Annotated in this window: 11 protein-coding genes and 1 pseudogene; all 12 read left to right on the plus strand. The window is 46.1% G+C overall.

Going from position 1 to position 15,769, the window contains the following annotated elements; translation table 11 throughout:
- Window positions 1–7 precede the first annotated feature (7 nt).
- Window positions 8–229, plus strand: a pseudogene (locus tag ABIN22_RS09945) (sigma-70 family RNA polymerase sigma factor); the annotation flags it as partial.
- Between the two features lie 501 nt (window positions 230–730).
- Window positions 731–1,120, plus strand: a complete 390-nt coding sequence (locus ABIN22_RS09950) for a type II toxin-antitoxin system PemK/MazF family toxin (protein ID WP_346908308.1) — start codon at window positions 731–733, stop codon at window positions 1,118–1,120.
- Window positions 1,121–1,395: 275 nt separating this feature from the next.
- The gene (locus ABIN22_RS09955) at window positions 1,396–2,919 is read left to right on the plus strand and encodes a recombinase family protein (RefSeq protein ID WP_346908310.1); all 1,524 of its coding nucleotides are present in this window, start codon (window positions 1,396–1,398) and stop codon (window positions 2,917–2,919) included.
- A gap of 95 nt (window positions 2,920–3,014) precedes the next feature.
- Window positions 3,015–5,714: an NYN domain-containing protein gene (locus ABIN22_RS09960; protein WP_346908312.1), complete on the plus strand. Its 2,700-nt coding sequence runs from the start codon at window positions 3,015–3,017 to the stop codon at window positions 5,712–5,714.
- A gap of 295 nt (window positions 5,715–6,009) precedes the next feature.
- On the plus strand, window positions 6,010–7,035 hold the full coding sequence (locus ABIN22_RS09965) for a zinc-dependent alcohol dehydrogenase (RefSeq protein WP_346908314.1): 1,026 nt from the start codon (window positions 6,010–6,012) through the stop codon (window positions 7,033–7,035).
- 110 nt (window positions 7,036–7,145) lie between these two features.
- Window positions 7,146–8,552 carry an MFS transporter gene (locus ABIN22_RS09970; RefSeq protein ID WP_346908316.1) on the plus strand — a complete coding sequence of 469 codons (1,407 nt, stop codon included), beginning with the start codon at window positions 7,146–7,148 and terminating at the stop codon, window positions 8,550–8,552.
- A 269-nt stretch (window positions 8,553–8,821) separates the two neighbouring features.
- Window positions 8,822–10,003, plus strand: coding sequence for a hypothetical protein (locus ABIN22_RS09975; RefSeq protein ID WP_109732958.1), 1,182 nt, complete (start codon window positions 8,822–8,824; stop codon window positions 10,001–10,003).
- Window positions 10,004–10,045: 42 nt separating this feature from the next.
- Complete coding sequence (locus tag ABIN22_RS09980) at window positions 10,046–11,353, plus strand: M20 metallopeptidase family protein (protein WP_346908318.1); 1,308 nt, start codon at window positions 10,046–10,048, stop codon at window positions 11,351–11,353.
- Window positions 11,316–12,050 (plus strand): Crp/Fnr family transcriptional regulator, encoded by a 735-nt coding sequence (locus ABIN22_RS09985; RefSeq protein ID WP_346908320.1) that lies wholly within the window; start codon window positions 11,316–11,318, stop codon window positions 12,048–12,050. The genes ABIN22_RS09980 and ABIN22_RS09985 overlap by 38 nt, the downstream gene beginning before the upstream one ends.
- A 147-nt stretch (window positions 12,051–12,197) precedes the next feature.
- Complete coding sequence (locus ABIN22_RS09990; protein ID WP_118618092.1) at window positions 12,198–13,001, plus strand: FAD binding domain-containing protein; 804 nt, start codon at window positions 12,198–12,200, stop codon at window positions 12,999–13,001.
- Window positions 13,002–13,466 (plus strand): (2Fe-2S)-binding protein, encoded by a 465-nt coding sequence (locus ABIN22_RS09995; protein ID WP_118618094.1) that lies wholly within the window; start codon window positions 13,002–13,004, stop codon window positions 13,464–13,466.
- Complete coding sequence (locus tag ABIN22_RS10000) at window positions 13,463–15,745, plus strand: xanthine dehydrogenase family protein molybdopterin-binding subunit (protein ID WP_346908323.1); 2,283 nt, start codon at window positions 13,463–13,465, stop codon at window positions 15,743–15,745. Before ABIN22_RS09995 ends, ABIN22_RS10000 begins: the two co-directional genes overlap by 4 nt.
- The last annotated feature ends 24 nt before the right edge of the window (window positions 15,746–15,769 follow it).

A 15,769-nucleotide genomic window follows, 5' to 3' on the forward strand; every position in this document is an offset into this window, starting at 1 on the left:
GCAGGATAGTGTTGAGGAAATGGTTCTTCGCAAATTATCCATTGACCGGTTACATGGGGCGCTTGCCCAACTTACCGAAAAAGAGCGTCATCTGATTATTGCGTTGTTTTTCAGGGAAATGACGGAGCGTGATTACGCTGAGGTGCTTGGTGTATCACAACCGGCTGTTCATAAGCAGAAAAACCGGATTCTCAAAAAACTGAAAGTTTTTATGGAAAATAAGAATTAGTGGTTATCAGACCTCTCACTCAACGGCAAATAGAGTGAGAGGTCTTTTTATATTCTCGACGTACCTTGACAAGTGAATACTCATTCATCAGACACATTCCCATTGCTATTGTGATGAGCATAAGCCAGTTTGGCGGCTGCGCCATGATATGCGAAAAGGCAGAGGCAGCGAGATTCCAACTATTTAAAAGACGGTCTGCGTGCCGTTTGCCTTTTTGTAAGAAGCGATAAACAGCAGGCTGACACTGTCGGGCAGTTCCCGACAGGGCGATAACAGGCAATGGGGTGATACTCCTGTCCGGCCAAAAAGTCGAGCGTGATTAAACCGTCGCAACAAGTGGGGGCAGCTTGGAGAGAACCTCGGAGGGGTGAGATTCCCGTGGCGCTGGTACGCTGCCAGCCGTTTGATGATTTCCCTGTGCAGATCGGGGTGTCAAGGACAAATAGATTTGCGCTACATAGGCGGAATAAGCCGCCTAAAATTCAAGGGAGGTCATCAATTATGAACAGAACATATTTGCGGGGCGATATATACTATGCTGATTTAGGTCAGGGTATCGGCTCCGAACAGGCAGGTAATCGTCCGGTGGTAATCATTCAAAATGATATAGGTAACAGGCACAGTCCAACTGTTATCGTTGCGGCTATCACGAGCCAGACAGTACAAAAATCAAAGCTGCCTACACACTATTATATTGGAGCGGGAAAGGGGCTTGAACATCCATCTATCGTCCTTTTGGAACAGATTCGTACCATTGACAAGCGCAGGCTAGGAAAGTTTATTGGACCGCTAAGGTGTAGTGAGATGGAAAAGATAGATTCTGCTCTTGCAATAAGTATAGGATTGGAAAGATATACTCTAATAGGAAGTGATATACGGAGGAAAGAGTGATGATTGCCTCTAAAATCACCAAAGAGTGTGTAACAATAGTGATTCACGATGATTATTGCTGTAACAATACAAAGGATACAGTGAAAATCATTCTGGATAAAGTATCGACACTCATTTCTGATTCTTATGGACGTGATGAAATAAATATAGAAGAAAGAATAGGGCTGCAGCAATAGGCTGTGGCCTTTGTACGTTTTGCTAAATCGCACCTTTGATAGTTACGACCAAGTAAGATACGATAGCAGCAGAAAAGGAAAGAAAGGAGGGAGAAACCAGTGGAGCTCTATTTGATGTATTTACGAAAATCCAGAATGGATTTGGATTTTGATGAAGTTTCTGTGAGGGAAACACTGAACAGGCATCGGAAGATATTAGAGGCTTTTTGCAGAGAACGAAAGCTGAATGTTGTGGAAGTTCTGGAAGAAGTGGTATCTGGTGAATCTCTTTCTTCCCGACCAGAAATGCTTAGGTTGTTGGAACTTGTAAATACGGGGTTGTATGCAGGCGTCATCTGTATTGATATTGAGCGGCTTTCTCGTGGTTCCTCATTGGAATCAGGATATATTATGCAGGTCTTTCAAGCAAATAACTGTAAGATTGTTACCCCTTCCAAAATATATGATTTGCAGAACGAAGCGGATGAGCAGTTTACGGATATGAAATTTATGTTTAGCCGTTATGAACTTAAAACCATTACAAAGCGTTTGGTCAGAGGACGAAATCAATCGGCATCAGAAGGAAAATTCATGGGTTCTATTGCACCGTATGGCTATCGTGCTTATAAACTACCCGGTGTCAAAGGAAACAGTCTTGAAATAGTACCTGATGAAGCAAAGATTGTACGAATGATCTATGATATGTACGGTCAGCAGGGTATCGGATATAATACTATTGCATATCAGCTTAATGAGATGCACATTCCGTCACTGAATGGATCATGGGGACAAACTTCTATTACCAATATTCTCAGTAATGAGGTGTATCTTGGAAAAATCCGTTGGAGACGTGAACCAACAAAGCGTATCATACGAGATGGTATGGTTGTCAAAAAGCGGGTTCTGAATAATAACTATGAATTATATGATGGGTTGCACGAGCCTATTATTACACAGGAACAATGGGAACGTGTGGTGAGTGTACGCAACAGCAGAAATCATTCTTCTGTGCATTCAACCAAACAATTATCTAATCCGTTTGCTACAATACTTTTTTGTGAAAAATGCGGGGCAACTTTGAAACGAAATGTTCCGGGAAAGTCACAGAAAACAACTCCGTGGTATCGTTGTCCGACAAGAGGGTGTGACTGCCGTGCTATAAAATGTCATGTTATGGAAAGTTCGGTTATTAGTGCGATGGAAAGTTGGCTTCATGACTATTTGATCTATATTGGTTCTGATGTTCAATCCCAAAATGACCATCTGGAAACTGCATTAGGTATCATTCGCAGTCAGCTTTCAGACCTGCAAATGCAGCAGGACAAAATATGTGATCTGCTGGAAAAAGGGGTATATACGGTTGAGATGTTCTCAAAACGGAACGCTTCGTTAGTGGAAGAAATCCGAAAGGCTCAAACAGCGGAATCAGATTTATTAAAGAAATGTGAAAATCAGAGCCAAGTAGAGTCAGAGGCTGGTAAAATTATTCCTGCTACGCAACATATACTGGATAATTATGAACACCTATCCCCTGCAGAAAAGAATAATCTATGGAAAATCGTACTGGAAAAGGTCAGTGCGTACCGTACTCCGGACGGAGAATTGAGTGTCCATATTTATCTTAAACTTCCTATGAAAAAGTAAATAGATTACTGGCTTACGAAAGAAACCATCTCGACGATTGCCTCCTCTTGTGGTAAAATAGACACAGTTTATTTCCACGAAAGGAGGCCCTTTTTATGGGCGAACAAGACATTATAAAACCCAAAAAACATATTAGTGCTGGTCTGTTGGCCCATGTCGATGCAGGAAAAACAACTTTGTCGGAGAGTATGCTGTATACAGGGGGCAGTATCAGAAAGCTTGGGAGGGTGGACCATCAGGATGCCTTTCTGGATACTTACGAACTTGAGCGTGAAAGGGGGATTACAATTTTCTCGAAACAGGCTGTTATTTCGTGGAAGGATCTGGATATTACCTTGCTGGATACTCCGGGACACGTAGACTTTTCGGCGGAGATGGAACGTACGCTGCAGGTTCTGGATTATGCAATTCTTGTGATCAGCGGTGCAGACGGCGTGCAGGGACATACCATGACACTCTGGCGTTTATTGAAGCAATACCGGATTCCTGTCTTTCTCTTTATTAATAAGATGGATCAGGAGGGAACAGATCGTGAGTCAATCTTAAAAGAATTAAAGAAACGTTTAAGTGACGGATGTGTTGATTTTACGCCGCTGGATGATCTGGGATCGGCAGATGATGCGTGGCTTGAAAATCTGGCTGTCTGTGACGAGGACATGCTGGAGGAATATCTGGAGACAGGGGGCGCAGCTCCATCCACTGTTATCAGGGCAGTGGCCGGCAGAAAAGTATTTCCCTGTTATTTTGGTTCTGCGCTTCGTCTGGAAGGGGTGGAAGGGCTTATGGAAGGGCTGCGCAGATTTACGGTCTGCGCGGATTACCCGGAGGAATTCGGGGCAAAAGTGTATAAGATAGCCAGAGATGAGCAGGGCAGCAGGCTGACATATTTAAAAGTGACGGGCGGTGTTCTCCGGGTGAAGGACGTGCTTCCGGGAATGGAAGAAAAAGTGAACCAGATCCGTATTTACTCCGGGGCAAAATACGAGGCAGTACAGGAAGTAGCCGCCGGAGGGGTCTGTGCAGTGACAGGATTGGGAACAACTTACCCGGGGCAGGGGATTGGAGCAGAACGGGCAACGGATATGTTTGTTCTGGAGCCCGTCCTGACGTACCAGATCCAGCTTCCTCAGGGGTGCGACGTACACAACATGCTAAAGAACTTAAGACAGCTGGAGGAAGAGGAACCACAGCTCCATATTGTATGGGAAGAACAGCTGGGGGAGATTCATGCACAACTGATGGGTGAGGTTCAGATTGAGATACTGAAAAGCATCATCAGAGAGCGGTTCGGTGTGGATGTTGAATTCGGGACGGGGAATATTGTTTACAAGGAAACGATAGAGTTTCCTGTTGAAGGAGTCGGACACTTTGAGCCGCTGCGCCATTATGCGGAGGTGCATCTGTTACTGGAGCCGGGAGAGCGGGGGACAGGACTGCAGTTTGCGGCGGACTGCAGTGAAGATATTCTGGACAGGAATTGGCAGAGACTGATCCTGACGCATTTGGAGGAAAAGGAACATAAGGGGGTACTGACCGGTGCCCCTGTTACAGATATGAAGATCACCCTGATTACCGGAAGGGCACATTTGAAGCATACAGAGGGAGGAGATTTCCGGCAGGCGACTTACCGGGCGGTCCGTCAGGGACTGAAGAAGGCGAAAAGCATCCTTTTGGAACCTTGGTATGAGTTCCGGCTGGAAGTACCTCAGTCATGTATCGGGCGTGCGATGGCGGATATCCAGAGGATGCAGGGACGGTTTGAACATCCCGGGACGGAGGGGGAACTGTCCATATTAACGGGAACGGCCCCGGTATCCGAGATGCGTGGATACCAGACAGAGCTTTTGTCCTATACAGGCGGACAGGGACGGATGTTCTGCAGCCTGAAGGGATATGAAGCATGTCATAATGCAGATGAGGTGATCGAGGCGGCCGCATATGACTCAGAATCCGATCCTGATAACCCGACGGGATCTGTTTTTTGTGCGCATGGGGCAGGCTTTATTGTCAAGTGGGATCAGGTAGAGGAATATATGCATGTTGAAAGCGGCTGGAAATCAGACACAGAAGTAAATGATCCGGTCAACGTATCAAGAGAAAACAGGTCTGTATCAAGGATTGAACTGACACAGGAAGAACTGGATGCAATCTATAGAAAGACACCGGACCCGGTGAGAAAAAAATGGAACACGTCTCCGGTTACGATCCGGGCAAAGGAAAAAGGTGCCCCGGACCCAAAATGGGAAGAACGTCAGAATGAGAAACAGAGACAGGAAGAATATCTGCTTGTGGATGGCTATAATATTATCTTTGCGTGGGATGAACTAAAGGAACTGGCAGAGGTCAATATCGAGGGTGCCAGGGACAAGTTAATGGATATTTTATGTAATTATCAGGGGTATAAGAAATGTACACTGATTCTTGTCTTTGATGCCTATAAAGTAGAGGGCAATCCCGGTGAAGTAATAAAGTATCATAATATCTATGTCGTCTACACAAAAGAAGCAGAGACCGCGGACCAGTATATCGAGAAGACAGTACGAAAAATGGGGCGGAAATATGCGGTTACGGTAGCAACATCTGATGCACTGGAACAGGTGATTATCTTGGGGCAGGGGGCACAGAGGCTCTCTGCAGCAGGGCTGAAGGAAGAAGTGGAACTGATGCTTCAGGAGATACGGCGGGAATTTTTAGGCAGGGGGCCAGAGGAGAGAAACTATCTTTTTGACTATTTGGGCAAGGAGCTTTCGGATGAGATGGAGGCGGTCCGTCTCGGGGACCGGACAAAAGAATAAAGCTATAAGCATAGAGATATGTATAAACAGGATTTTTGATGACAGGAGCTGTTATTAAGAGTCCTGTTTTTTGTTTCACAGAAAATACGTTCTATGAAACAAAAAGCCCTTCTTGTGAACCGGATTTAGGTAAAAATACATAAATATGCTTCGGAGTTTTTGTGGATTTAGCTGAAATGAAAAAACTTTCATAATATTTCTTGACATTTTTTGGATCTGGAACAATAATGTAATTACTTTAATAAAACATTTAATAAAAGATAATATCAAACAAAATTTAAAGGAGGAAACAATTATGCTGCAGCAAGTCATGACAGAACCGAAAGTAATCACATTCAGGGAGGTGCCGGCACCAGAGCCAGAGCAGGGGGAGATTTTGGTTAAAGTAATGAACATTGGAATCTGCGGTTCAGACATCCACGTTTATCACGGACAGCATCCATTTACATCCTATCCGGTTACCCAGGGACATGAGGTATCCGCAGAGATCGTAAAGCTGGGGGAAGGAGTAGAAGGCTTTCACGAAGGTGAAAAGGTTACAATCCAGCCACAGGTGGTCTGCGGGGAATGTTATCCGTGCCGGCATGGAAAATATAACCTTTGCGAGGATCTGAAGGTCATGGGATTCCAGACAACAGGAGTGGCCTCGGAGTATTTTGCCGTAGATGCGGCAAAAGTGACGCCTCTTCCGGAAGAAATGAGTTATGAAGAAGGCGCTATGATCGAACCGCTGGCGGTTGCCGTCCATGCAGTAAGACAGGCCCAGGATGTCAAAGGAATGAAGGTCGCCGTTCTCGGGGCCGGCCCTATTGGGAATCTGGTGGCACAGACGGCACTTGGCATGGGTGCAGAGTCTGTCCTGATCACAGACATCAGTGACCTTCGTCTGGAAAAAGCACGTGAGTGCGGAATAGAACATACAGCCAATACACGGAATGAAGATTTCGGTGATGCCATGCTCAGAGTATTCGGGCCGGACAAGGCGGATGTCATTTATGACTGTGCCGGAAACAATGTGACGATGGGGCAGGCGATCCAATATGCAAGGAAGGGCAGCACGATCATTCTGGTAGCTGTCTTTGCCGGAAAGGCAGAGATTGACCTGGCAGTACTCAATGACCACGAGCTGGACCTGAACACAACCATGATGTACAGAAACGAAGATTACATAGATGCGATCCGTTTAGTAAACGAGAGTAAAGTCCATCTGCGTCCACTGATCTCAAAGACATTCTCATTCAGAGATTATGACAAGGCTTACCAGTATATAGACGAAAACAGGGAGACAACCATGAAAGTAATCATAAACGTACAGGAGTAGTCGTAAAACCGCAAAGGGGTCAGACCCCTCTGCAAAAGGGTCTGACCCCTTTGTGGTTTATGATTATTTATGACTGTAAACGGGGGATTTTATGAAAAGGAGATTTATGAATGAGTAGTAGAGCATTGCGTGCAGAGATACCTGTGAATGTGAAGAAGAGGACAGATACCAATGTCAGGATTCCGCTTATCAGTAAGGTTGCATACGGCATGGGGGATGTTGGATGTAATTTTAGCTGGATGTTTGTAGGAAACTTTCTGATGATATTCTATACGGATGTATTTGGAATCAGTATGAGTGCAGTGGCAGGATTAATGCTGTTTTCCCGTTTCTGGGATGCAGTCAATGATCCTGTGATCGGGAGCCTGACAGATAAGACGAAGTCGAGATGGGGACGGTACAGGCCCTGGCTGCTGATTGCAGCACCTATTACGGCAATCGTTCTGATGCTGACCTTCTGGGCGCACCCGGACTGGCCGAATACTTCCAAGATCGTATATATGGCCGTAACATACTGCATCCTTGTGCTGGGGTATACCTGTGTCAATATTCCATATGGTACCTTGTGTGGTGCCATGACCCAGAATATTGAGGAGCGGGCGCAGATCAATACATTCCGGTCCGTAGCGGCTATGATTGCGATTGGTATTATTAATATTATTACGGTTCCTCTGATCTCGAAACTGGGGGCAGGAAATGATAAAAGAGGATATCTGCTGATTGCAGTTATATATGGATGTATCTTCGCGGCATGTCACATTTTCTGTTTTTCCAAGACGAAAGAGGTTGTGACAATTCCTGAAAAACAGAAGGTTTCTATTAAAGAACAGTTAAAGGCAGTATCCGTAAACAAACCGTATATACTTGCTTTGGCAGGACAGCTGCTCTTTGGTTTTACCTTATACGGCAGAAATGCCGATGCACTTTATTACTTTACATATGTGGAAGGGAATAAAGCCTTCTTCACAACCTACTCCATGTGTATTATCATTCCCTCTATCATAGGCGCCGCATGTTTCCCGCTGCTTTTTAAGTGGACAAATAATAAGGGGCGTGCTGCATCCATTTTTGCATTCCTGACAGGGATCAGTATGTTAAGCCTGTACCTGTTCAGCGTTCGTACATCCCCAATACTTTTTTATGGGATATCAGGACTGACACAGTTCTTCTTTTCTGGATTTAATACTGCGATCTATGCGATTATTCCGGACTGTGTGGAATACGGGGAATGGAAAACAGGCCTGCGCAACGATGGGTTCCAGTATGCATTTGTATCCCTTGGCAATAAGATCGGTATGGCTCTTGGAACTTCCCTGCTGGCCCTGGTCCTTGGAGCAGCAGGCTATGTGGCGAACCAGCAGCAGAATGAAACGGTGATTGCTGTTATGAAGCACTCCTTTACGACGATCCCCGGAGTATTCTGGGTGGTGACGGGGATTGTTCTGTTCTTCTACAGGCTGAATAAGAAACGGTATAATGAGATTGTCGGGGAAATAAAGATCCGGAAAGAGCAGTAAAATTAGAAAAAATATGAAATATAATGACAGGTGAAAAGACTGTAATATATCTGTAAAATAGTATATATTACAGTCTTTTTGTTGTAAAAACATAATTTATAAAATAATTGCATTTATGACTCACGTGATACAGAAAAATCACTTGCATTCTTATATAATGAAATTACAAAAGGAAGAGAACGAAAGTGAAGAAGTAAAAGTAAAATTACGTAACTGTTCATGGCTCTGAACAGTTACAAAATTACAAAGAACATGAGGAGGTAAGAAATATGTTATGGTCGTTTGAATTTAATTTGATGCTTTTCTGTGTGATCGTATTGATAGCCGAGGTGATTTCAAAGAAAACTTCTGCAAGAATTCCATCTGTGTTTCTGGTGGGTGCCATCTTTATGGTTTTATTTGTCGGAAAGATCATCCCTTCCGATTTTATAGACAGCTCCTATATGGAACTGGTCGGAAGAATTACGCTGACTATGTTGATTATCAATATGGGGACAACCTTTGACATTATGCAGATTAAAAAAGAGTGGAAGACTGTTTTAGTCTGTCTGGCGGTATCACTCAGTCTGATTCTCATTGTAGGATTTGCATTGCGCCCGATCATCGGAAGAGAGCTGGCGATTATGTCACCGGGACCAATCGCAGGCGGAGGTGCGGCAGCGGCAATGGTAGCGGCAGCAATTGGAGGGATCAAGCCACAATTGGCATCTTATCCCTGGCTGATTTTTATGCTTCAGGGACTGATTGGATTTCCGCTGTGCGGCTGGGCTATGCGTAAGGAACTCCAGCATAAAAAGATGCTTATAGATAAGAATGGTTATGTCAAAAGTACTGTACAGCAGACACAGGAGAACCATAAGAAGAAACTTTGCGACAAAGTTCCCCAGTCCTATAAATCCACGGCGTACTACTGGTCCACATTATTGATATTTGCTGTATTGAATATTGCAGTCAACAAGGCATTTCTGGGGCAGTTTAAAATCAACACGAATGTGACGGCAATTATTTTAGGTATCGTACTCAGTCATTTTGGTATCCTTGAAAAAGACCCTCTCAGCAAATCTAATTCAATGGGGATGCTGTTTCTCGGGCTGATTGCCAGTATGGCAAATAGTTTTGCTATGGTTGGGGCACCGGAACTTCTGGCGATGATCAAGCCTCTGGTTATTGTTTTTGCAGTGTCTACACTGGTTATGTTTATCATCGGGATCATTGGATCAAAGATATTCAAAATGTCTAAATACAGAGGGATTGCAATTGCACTGAACTGTTATGTAGGGTTCCCTTACAACTTCATGCTGTGTAGGGAGGCAGTCACATCTATGACAGATGATAAGGAGCAGCAGAAACTGCTTGAGGATGACCTGATGCCGACGATGATTGTTGCATCACTGATCTCAGTTACACTGGTGTCCGTAATCGTTGCCGGACTGATGCTTAGTTTCTTATAATCCTGTAAATAAAAATGGCGAAATTGATTGGAGGATGGTACAATGGGATTAAAACAGGAAGACGAGTATCCGGTGTTTCCGGCCACAGAGGTAAGGCCAGCGCATTCTAAGATTCTCAATGCAGTGATATCGGACGGAAACTGGTATCGGAAACAAGCTGAGTATGTGTTTACATATGTCAGGGAACTCAGGCGTTATTTCCATAATAACCCTGAACAGGTAATGGAAGAACGGGGAACATCAGAAAAGATCTGTGAGGAACTGGAAAAACTTCAGATTCCATACACGATCATACCGCCATATGGAGTTGTCGGTATCATAGAGGGGGAAATGCCGGGCAGGACGGCTGCGCTTCGGGCCGATATGGATGCCCTTCCGATCCAGGAGCTCGGGAATCCGCCCTATAAATCAAAAAATGACGGCTGTATGCATGCCTGTGGTCATGATGCCCATATGGCAATGCTTCTGGGGGCGGCAAAGATTCTGGCCGGGCACAGGGAAAAACTATGTGGAAATGTAAAACTGATTTTCCAGCAGGCAGAAGAAATAGGCGCAGGTGCACTGATAATGCTAAGGGCGGGGGTACTTGATGACTGTAGTGCGATCTTTGGACTTCACCAGTCAGCAGAATATCCAACAGGAAGTTTTTTTATGGATGAGAAAGATTTTACCGCGGCAAATGTAATCTTTAAAGTCAAGGTGAGCGGGGGCGGCGGGCACGGCTCACAGCCGCAGTTGTCCGTAGATCCTGTGGTAGCGGCTTCCGCTATGATCCAGTCGCTCCAGACACTGGTAAGCCGTGAGACTGACCCGGAGGAGATGGCGGTTGTAACAGTCGGTTATATCAACAGTTCCACAAGCAGGTGCAATATTATTACAGAAGAAGTAGAATTCGGGGGAACTATCCGCTACAGGAAAACAGAGCTGTGCGAGGTATTTGAACACTCATTTTACAGAGTCCTTAGAAACATAGGAGCAGCCTACCGTGTGGAGGTCGGGATCGAATATCATAATGTCTGCGTACCTGTTTATAATGATCCGGTGCTGGCAGATTTTACACGGCAGGTATTAGAATCGCTGGCCGGAAAAGAACAGGTAAGTGACCGAATGAAGACTGCGGCTGCAGAGGATTTTGCATTTTATCAGCAGCAGCTTCCCGGTATGTATTTTTTCATGGGTTCAGGGGATGCAGAACATACGAAACCTCTCCATAACCCATACTATGATATAAATGAGGATGCGCTGATCGAGGGGACTGCAGCCTACAGCAAGCTGGCAGCGGATTATCTGCTGAGTACAAAGGAGCAGGATTATGAGCCGGAAGGAAAAAGATTCGTGGAAAAAAGTTGACTTAAAGGAAAAACAGATAACCGGATGTCTGAAGGAGGCCTCAATTTTTAGAGACGTACCTGAAAAACAACTGGCGGAACTGGCCGGGGCCTGCTTCAGTTTTTTTATCAAGCGTGGCGGGTATATCTACAGGCGTGACAGGGATGTGCCGTATATGGTAATCATTTATTCCGGCTGTGCACTGGTTTACATCGGATTTGAAGGGACAGAAGAGATGCTGGTTAAGATCAGGCGCAGAGGAGATTACATCGGTGAGATGGGGGTTCTTGGAAATCAGCCGCAGCCCTGCAATGTTATTGCACAGGAGGACACCATAGCCGTACTGATTCCGAAACTGGCGTTTTGCGAATTTTTGAAGAAAAACCATAATGTGGTCTCTGCCTTGTTTCAGGATTTAATAGGACGGATCAACCAGTCGAGCAGGAAACTGATCAATACGATTTACATGGAGGCGGACGGAAAACTGGCCTATTCGATTGCCAGGCTGATGGTTAGTGCCAAAAAGTGTGAAGAAGGTATGTATATCACAGTCAGCCAGAAGAATCTGGCAATGGCCTCGGGCTTGTCGAGACAGTCTGTTGCGCGTGTACTGACACAATGGAAACAGGAGAACTGGATCATGACGCGGCGGAACAAGATTATTATATTAAATCAGGATGCAATCCTAAATACAATCGTTCTCAATGAAATGAAATAAAAGAGGGGGAAGCCCGGAGCTGACAGAAGAACTCCGGCTTCCCTCTTTCTGTTATTCCAGTCATTATTTATTGAATTCCCCCGCATTTTAGTATATGATATTTTAGTATGGGAATGTCATGATTGTACGAAAGAAAGGAGAGCTATTTTGCTTACGATTAACAATTATGTGAAAGCGAAATCCCTGGAGGAGGCCTATGAGCTGAATCAGGCAAGGAACGCCCGTGTGATGGGCGGTATGATGTGGATGCGGCTGGGGAACGCGAAAGTACAGACGATTATAGATTTGTCGGATCTGGGGCTGGACCAGATCGAGGAGAACGACCATGTTTTCAAGATCGGCGCGATGTGCACACTCAGACAGCTGGAGCAGCACGAGGGGCTGAGGGAGATGTATGGGGACGCTATCGCAAAGGCACTGCATCATATCGTAGGGGTCCAGTTCAGAAACCAGGCGACTGTAGGGGGGAGCATCTACGGACGGTTCGGATTTTCCGATGTGCTGACATGTCTGCTGGCTCTTGATACATTTGTAGAATTATATAACGGCGGAACAATCCGCCTGTCTGAGTTTGTGAACCACAAGAGCGATAAAGATATTTTAGTTTCTATTATTATCAGAAAAAGTAACCGGAAGCTTCGTTACGATTCCATCCGACAGACGAAGACAGACTTCCCGGTTCTGGCGTGTGCGGTTGTAACCGGGCCGGTACATGGGAAAGAAACATGGTATTTTTCAGTGGGGGCACGTCCGATGAAGGCGGCTGTTCTGGAAAAGGAGTGGGAGATCCCGAAGGATATTTCTGACGAGCAGCTGGAAATTTATGCAAAAGAGGCGGCATCACAGTTTACCTATGGTACGAATATGAGAGGCAGCGCGAAGTACCGCCAGCATCTGGCGGAAGTACTGATCCTGCGTTCCATGCGTTCTATTTTAGCGGAGGGCAGATAGATGGAAGTGAAGTTTATATTAAATGGAAAACAGACGGCAGCAGAAGTCGGTGCGGATACGATACTTCTGGATGTTCTGCGCTCTCTGGGCTGCCACAGTGTAAAATGCGGGTGTGAGACGACCAACTGCGGGCTTTGCACAGTCTGGATTGACGGCAGATCACGCCTGTCATGTTCGGTTCTGGCAGCGGCTATGGAAGGGCATGAGATTACAACGCTGGAAGGGGTAAAGGAAGACGCAGAGGAATTTGGCCGTTTTCTGGCAAATGAAGGAGCAGAACAGTGTGGATTCTGTTCTCCCGGATTCATCATGAATGTTCTGGCGATGGTTAAGGAACTCCACAATCCGGATATAGAAGAGATCAAGGAATATTTATCAGGAAACCTGTGCAGATGTACCGGCTATATGGGACAGCTGCGTGCAATCCAGAAGTATTTACAGAGCAAAGAGGAGGTGTGTTCATGAGAATCGTGAATCAGCCGGTTCCGAAAGTAGATGCGAAGGCGCTTGTAACGGGACAGGGAGTCTATACAGATGATTTAGCGCCGTCCGACTGCCTGATCGTAAAGGTATTAAGGAGTCCTCATGCACATGCCCTGATCAAAGATATTAACTTGACAAGGGCTCTGGCAGTACCGGGGATTGAATGTATCCTGACCTATGAAGACTGCCCGGATAAACGATTTACAATGGCAGGACAGAGCTATCCGGAGCCGAGCCCTTATGACAGGCTGATTCTGGACCAGCGTGTCCGCTTCGTGGGAGATGCAGTGGCAGTGATTGCCGGGAACAGCAAAGAGGCTGTGAATAAGGCTATGAAGCTGATCAAGGTGAAGTATGAGGTTTTGGAACCTCTCCTTGACTTTCGAAAGGCAAAGGACAACCCGGTTCTTGTGCATCCCGAAGACAACTGGCAGAGCCTCTGTCCGGTGGGGGCAGATAATAAAAGAAATCTCTGTGCACATGAGGAAGACTCGGCAGGCGATATCGATTCGGTTCTGGACTCATGCGAATATGTTGTGGACAGGGTTTACCATACAAAGGCAAACCAGCAGGCCATGATGGAAACGTTCCGTACATACACATATCTGGATGCATATGGCAGGCTGAATATTGTATCCTCCACACAGGTTCCGTTCCATGTCCGCCGGATTCTTGCAAATGCACTAGATATCCCGAAGTCAAAGGTCCGCGTAATCAAGCCAAGGATAGGCGGTGGCTTCGGGGCAAAACAGACCGTGGTTACGGAGGTTTATCCGGCACTGGTAACCTGGAAGACGGGAAAACCTGCAAAGATCATTTACACGAGAGAAGAATCGTTTATTGCCTCCTCCCCGAGACATGAGATGGAAGTCCATGTACGTGTGGGGGCAGATAAGGACGGCATCATCAAGGGAATCGACGTATATACGCTGTCCAATACCGGTGCATTTGGTGAGCACGGCCCGACGACGGTCGGCCTTTCAGGACATAAATCGATCCCACTGTATGGAAAGGCGGAAGCATTCCGTTTTGTTTACGATGTTGTTTACACAAATGTCATGTCTGCCGGCGCGTACAGAGGATATGGTGCGACGCAGGGGATCTTTGCAGTCGAATCCGCGGTTAATGAACTTGCGGGTAAGATGGGGATGGACCCGGTCGTACTCCGGGAGAAAAATATTGTCAGAGAAGGTCAGGTTATGCCCGCATATTACGGGGAAACGGCAAACAGCTGTGCACTGGACCGCTGCTTACAGCGGGCGAAGGAAATGATAGACTGGGACAGCAAATATCCGTGCCGGGACATGGGAAACGATAAGGTCAGAAGTGTAGGTGTGGCAATGGCAATGCAGGGGTCCGGAATTTCCGCACTGGATACTGCATCTGTCGGGATCAAGGTAAATGACGATGGTTTCTACAGCCTGATGATCGGTGCGACAGACATGGGTACGGGCTGTGATACCATACTGGCACAGATAGCTGCAGAGTGTCTGGACTGTGAGATGGAAGACATCATCGTGCATGGGGTCGATACGGATTCGTCACCTTATGACTGCGGGTCCTATGCCTCCAGCACCACCTATGTTACAGGTATGGCGGTCGTCAGAACATGTGAAGCGTTAAGAGAGAAGATTTGTGCAAAGGGTGCAGAGTACCTGAACTGTCCTGTCGGGGATATCGAATTTGACGGGAATCAGGTCGTGAATTTAAAAACAAGTGAGAGCATCTCAAGGGCAGAGATCGGAAATCGTGTCATGTGCAGCAACGAAGATGCATTGTATGCGAGTGAGGCCTTCAGTTCCCCAATTTCACCGCCGCCTTTCATGGTCGGCATGGCCGAGGTGGAGATTGACAAGGCGACAGGACAGCTTGAACTTATAGATTATGTGGCAGTCGTGGACTGTGGTACCGTGGTCAACCCGAATCTTGCGAGGGTACAGACAGAGGGCGGTATCGCGCAGGGAATTGGCATGGCGTTATATGAGGATGTTGTATACAGCGACAAAGGGAAAAATTACAGCAATTCCTTCATGCAGTATAAGATTCCAAGCCGTCTGGACGTGGGAGAGATCCGTGTTGAATTTGAAAGCAGTTATGAGCCGACCGGGCCGTTCGGGGCGAAATCAATCGGCGAGATCGTCATCAACACCCCGCCTCCCGCAATTGCAAACGCCGTCCAGAATGCGACAGGCGTCATGATCCGGGAATTACCAGTCACATCCGAAAAAATCTATTGGGGGATGCGTGGGCAGAACCTGTAAATGAAATTAAAGTTAGTATGAAAA

It is taken from the genome of Faecalicatena orotica (assembly GCF_905197545.1).
GTDB lineage: Bacteria > Bacillota > Clostridia > Lachnospirales > Lachnospiraceae > Faecalicatena_A > Faecalicatena_A orotica.

Coding starts and splice junctions, on each gene's coding strand:
- ABIN22_RS10000 (WP_346908323.1), top strand. CDS start 13,463: ATGAGAATCGTGAATCAGCCGGTTCCGAAAGTAGATGCGAAGGCGCTT.
- ABIN22_RS09995 (WP_118618094.1), top strand. CDS start 13,002: ATGGAAGTGAAGTTTATATTAAATGGAAAACAGACGGCAGCAGAAGTC.
- ABIN22_RS09970 (WP_346908316.1), top strand. CDS start 7,146: ATGAGTAGTAGAGCATTGCGTGCAGAGATACCTGTGAATGTGAAGAAG.
- ABIN22_RS09975 (WP_109732958.1), top strand. CDS start 8,822: ATGTTATGGTCGTTTGAATTTAATTTGATGCTTTTCTGTGTGATCGTA.
- ABIN22_RS09965 (WP_346908314.1), top strand. CDS start 6,010: ATGCTGCAGCAAGTCATGACAGAACCGAAAGTAATCACATTCAGGGAG.
- ABIN22_RS09960 (WP_346908312.1), top strand. CDS start 3,015: ATGGGCGAACAAGACATTATAAAACCCAAAAAACATATTAGTGCTGGT.
- ABIN22_RS09950 (WP_346908308.1), top strand. CDS start 731: ATGAACAGAACATATTTGCGGGGCGATATATACTATGCTGATTTAGGT.
- ABIN22_RS09980 (WP_346908318.1), top strand. CDS start 10,046: ATGGGATTAAAACAGGAAGACGAGTATCCGGTGTTTCCGGCCACAGAG.
- ABIN22_RS09985 (WP_346908320.1), top strand. CDS start 11,316: ATGAGCCGGAAGGAAAAAGATTCGTGGAAAAAAGTTGACTTAAAGGAA.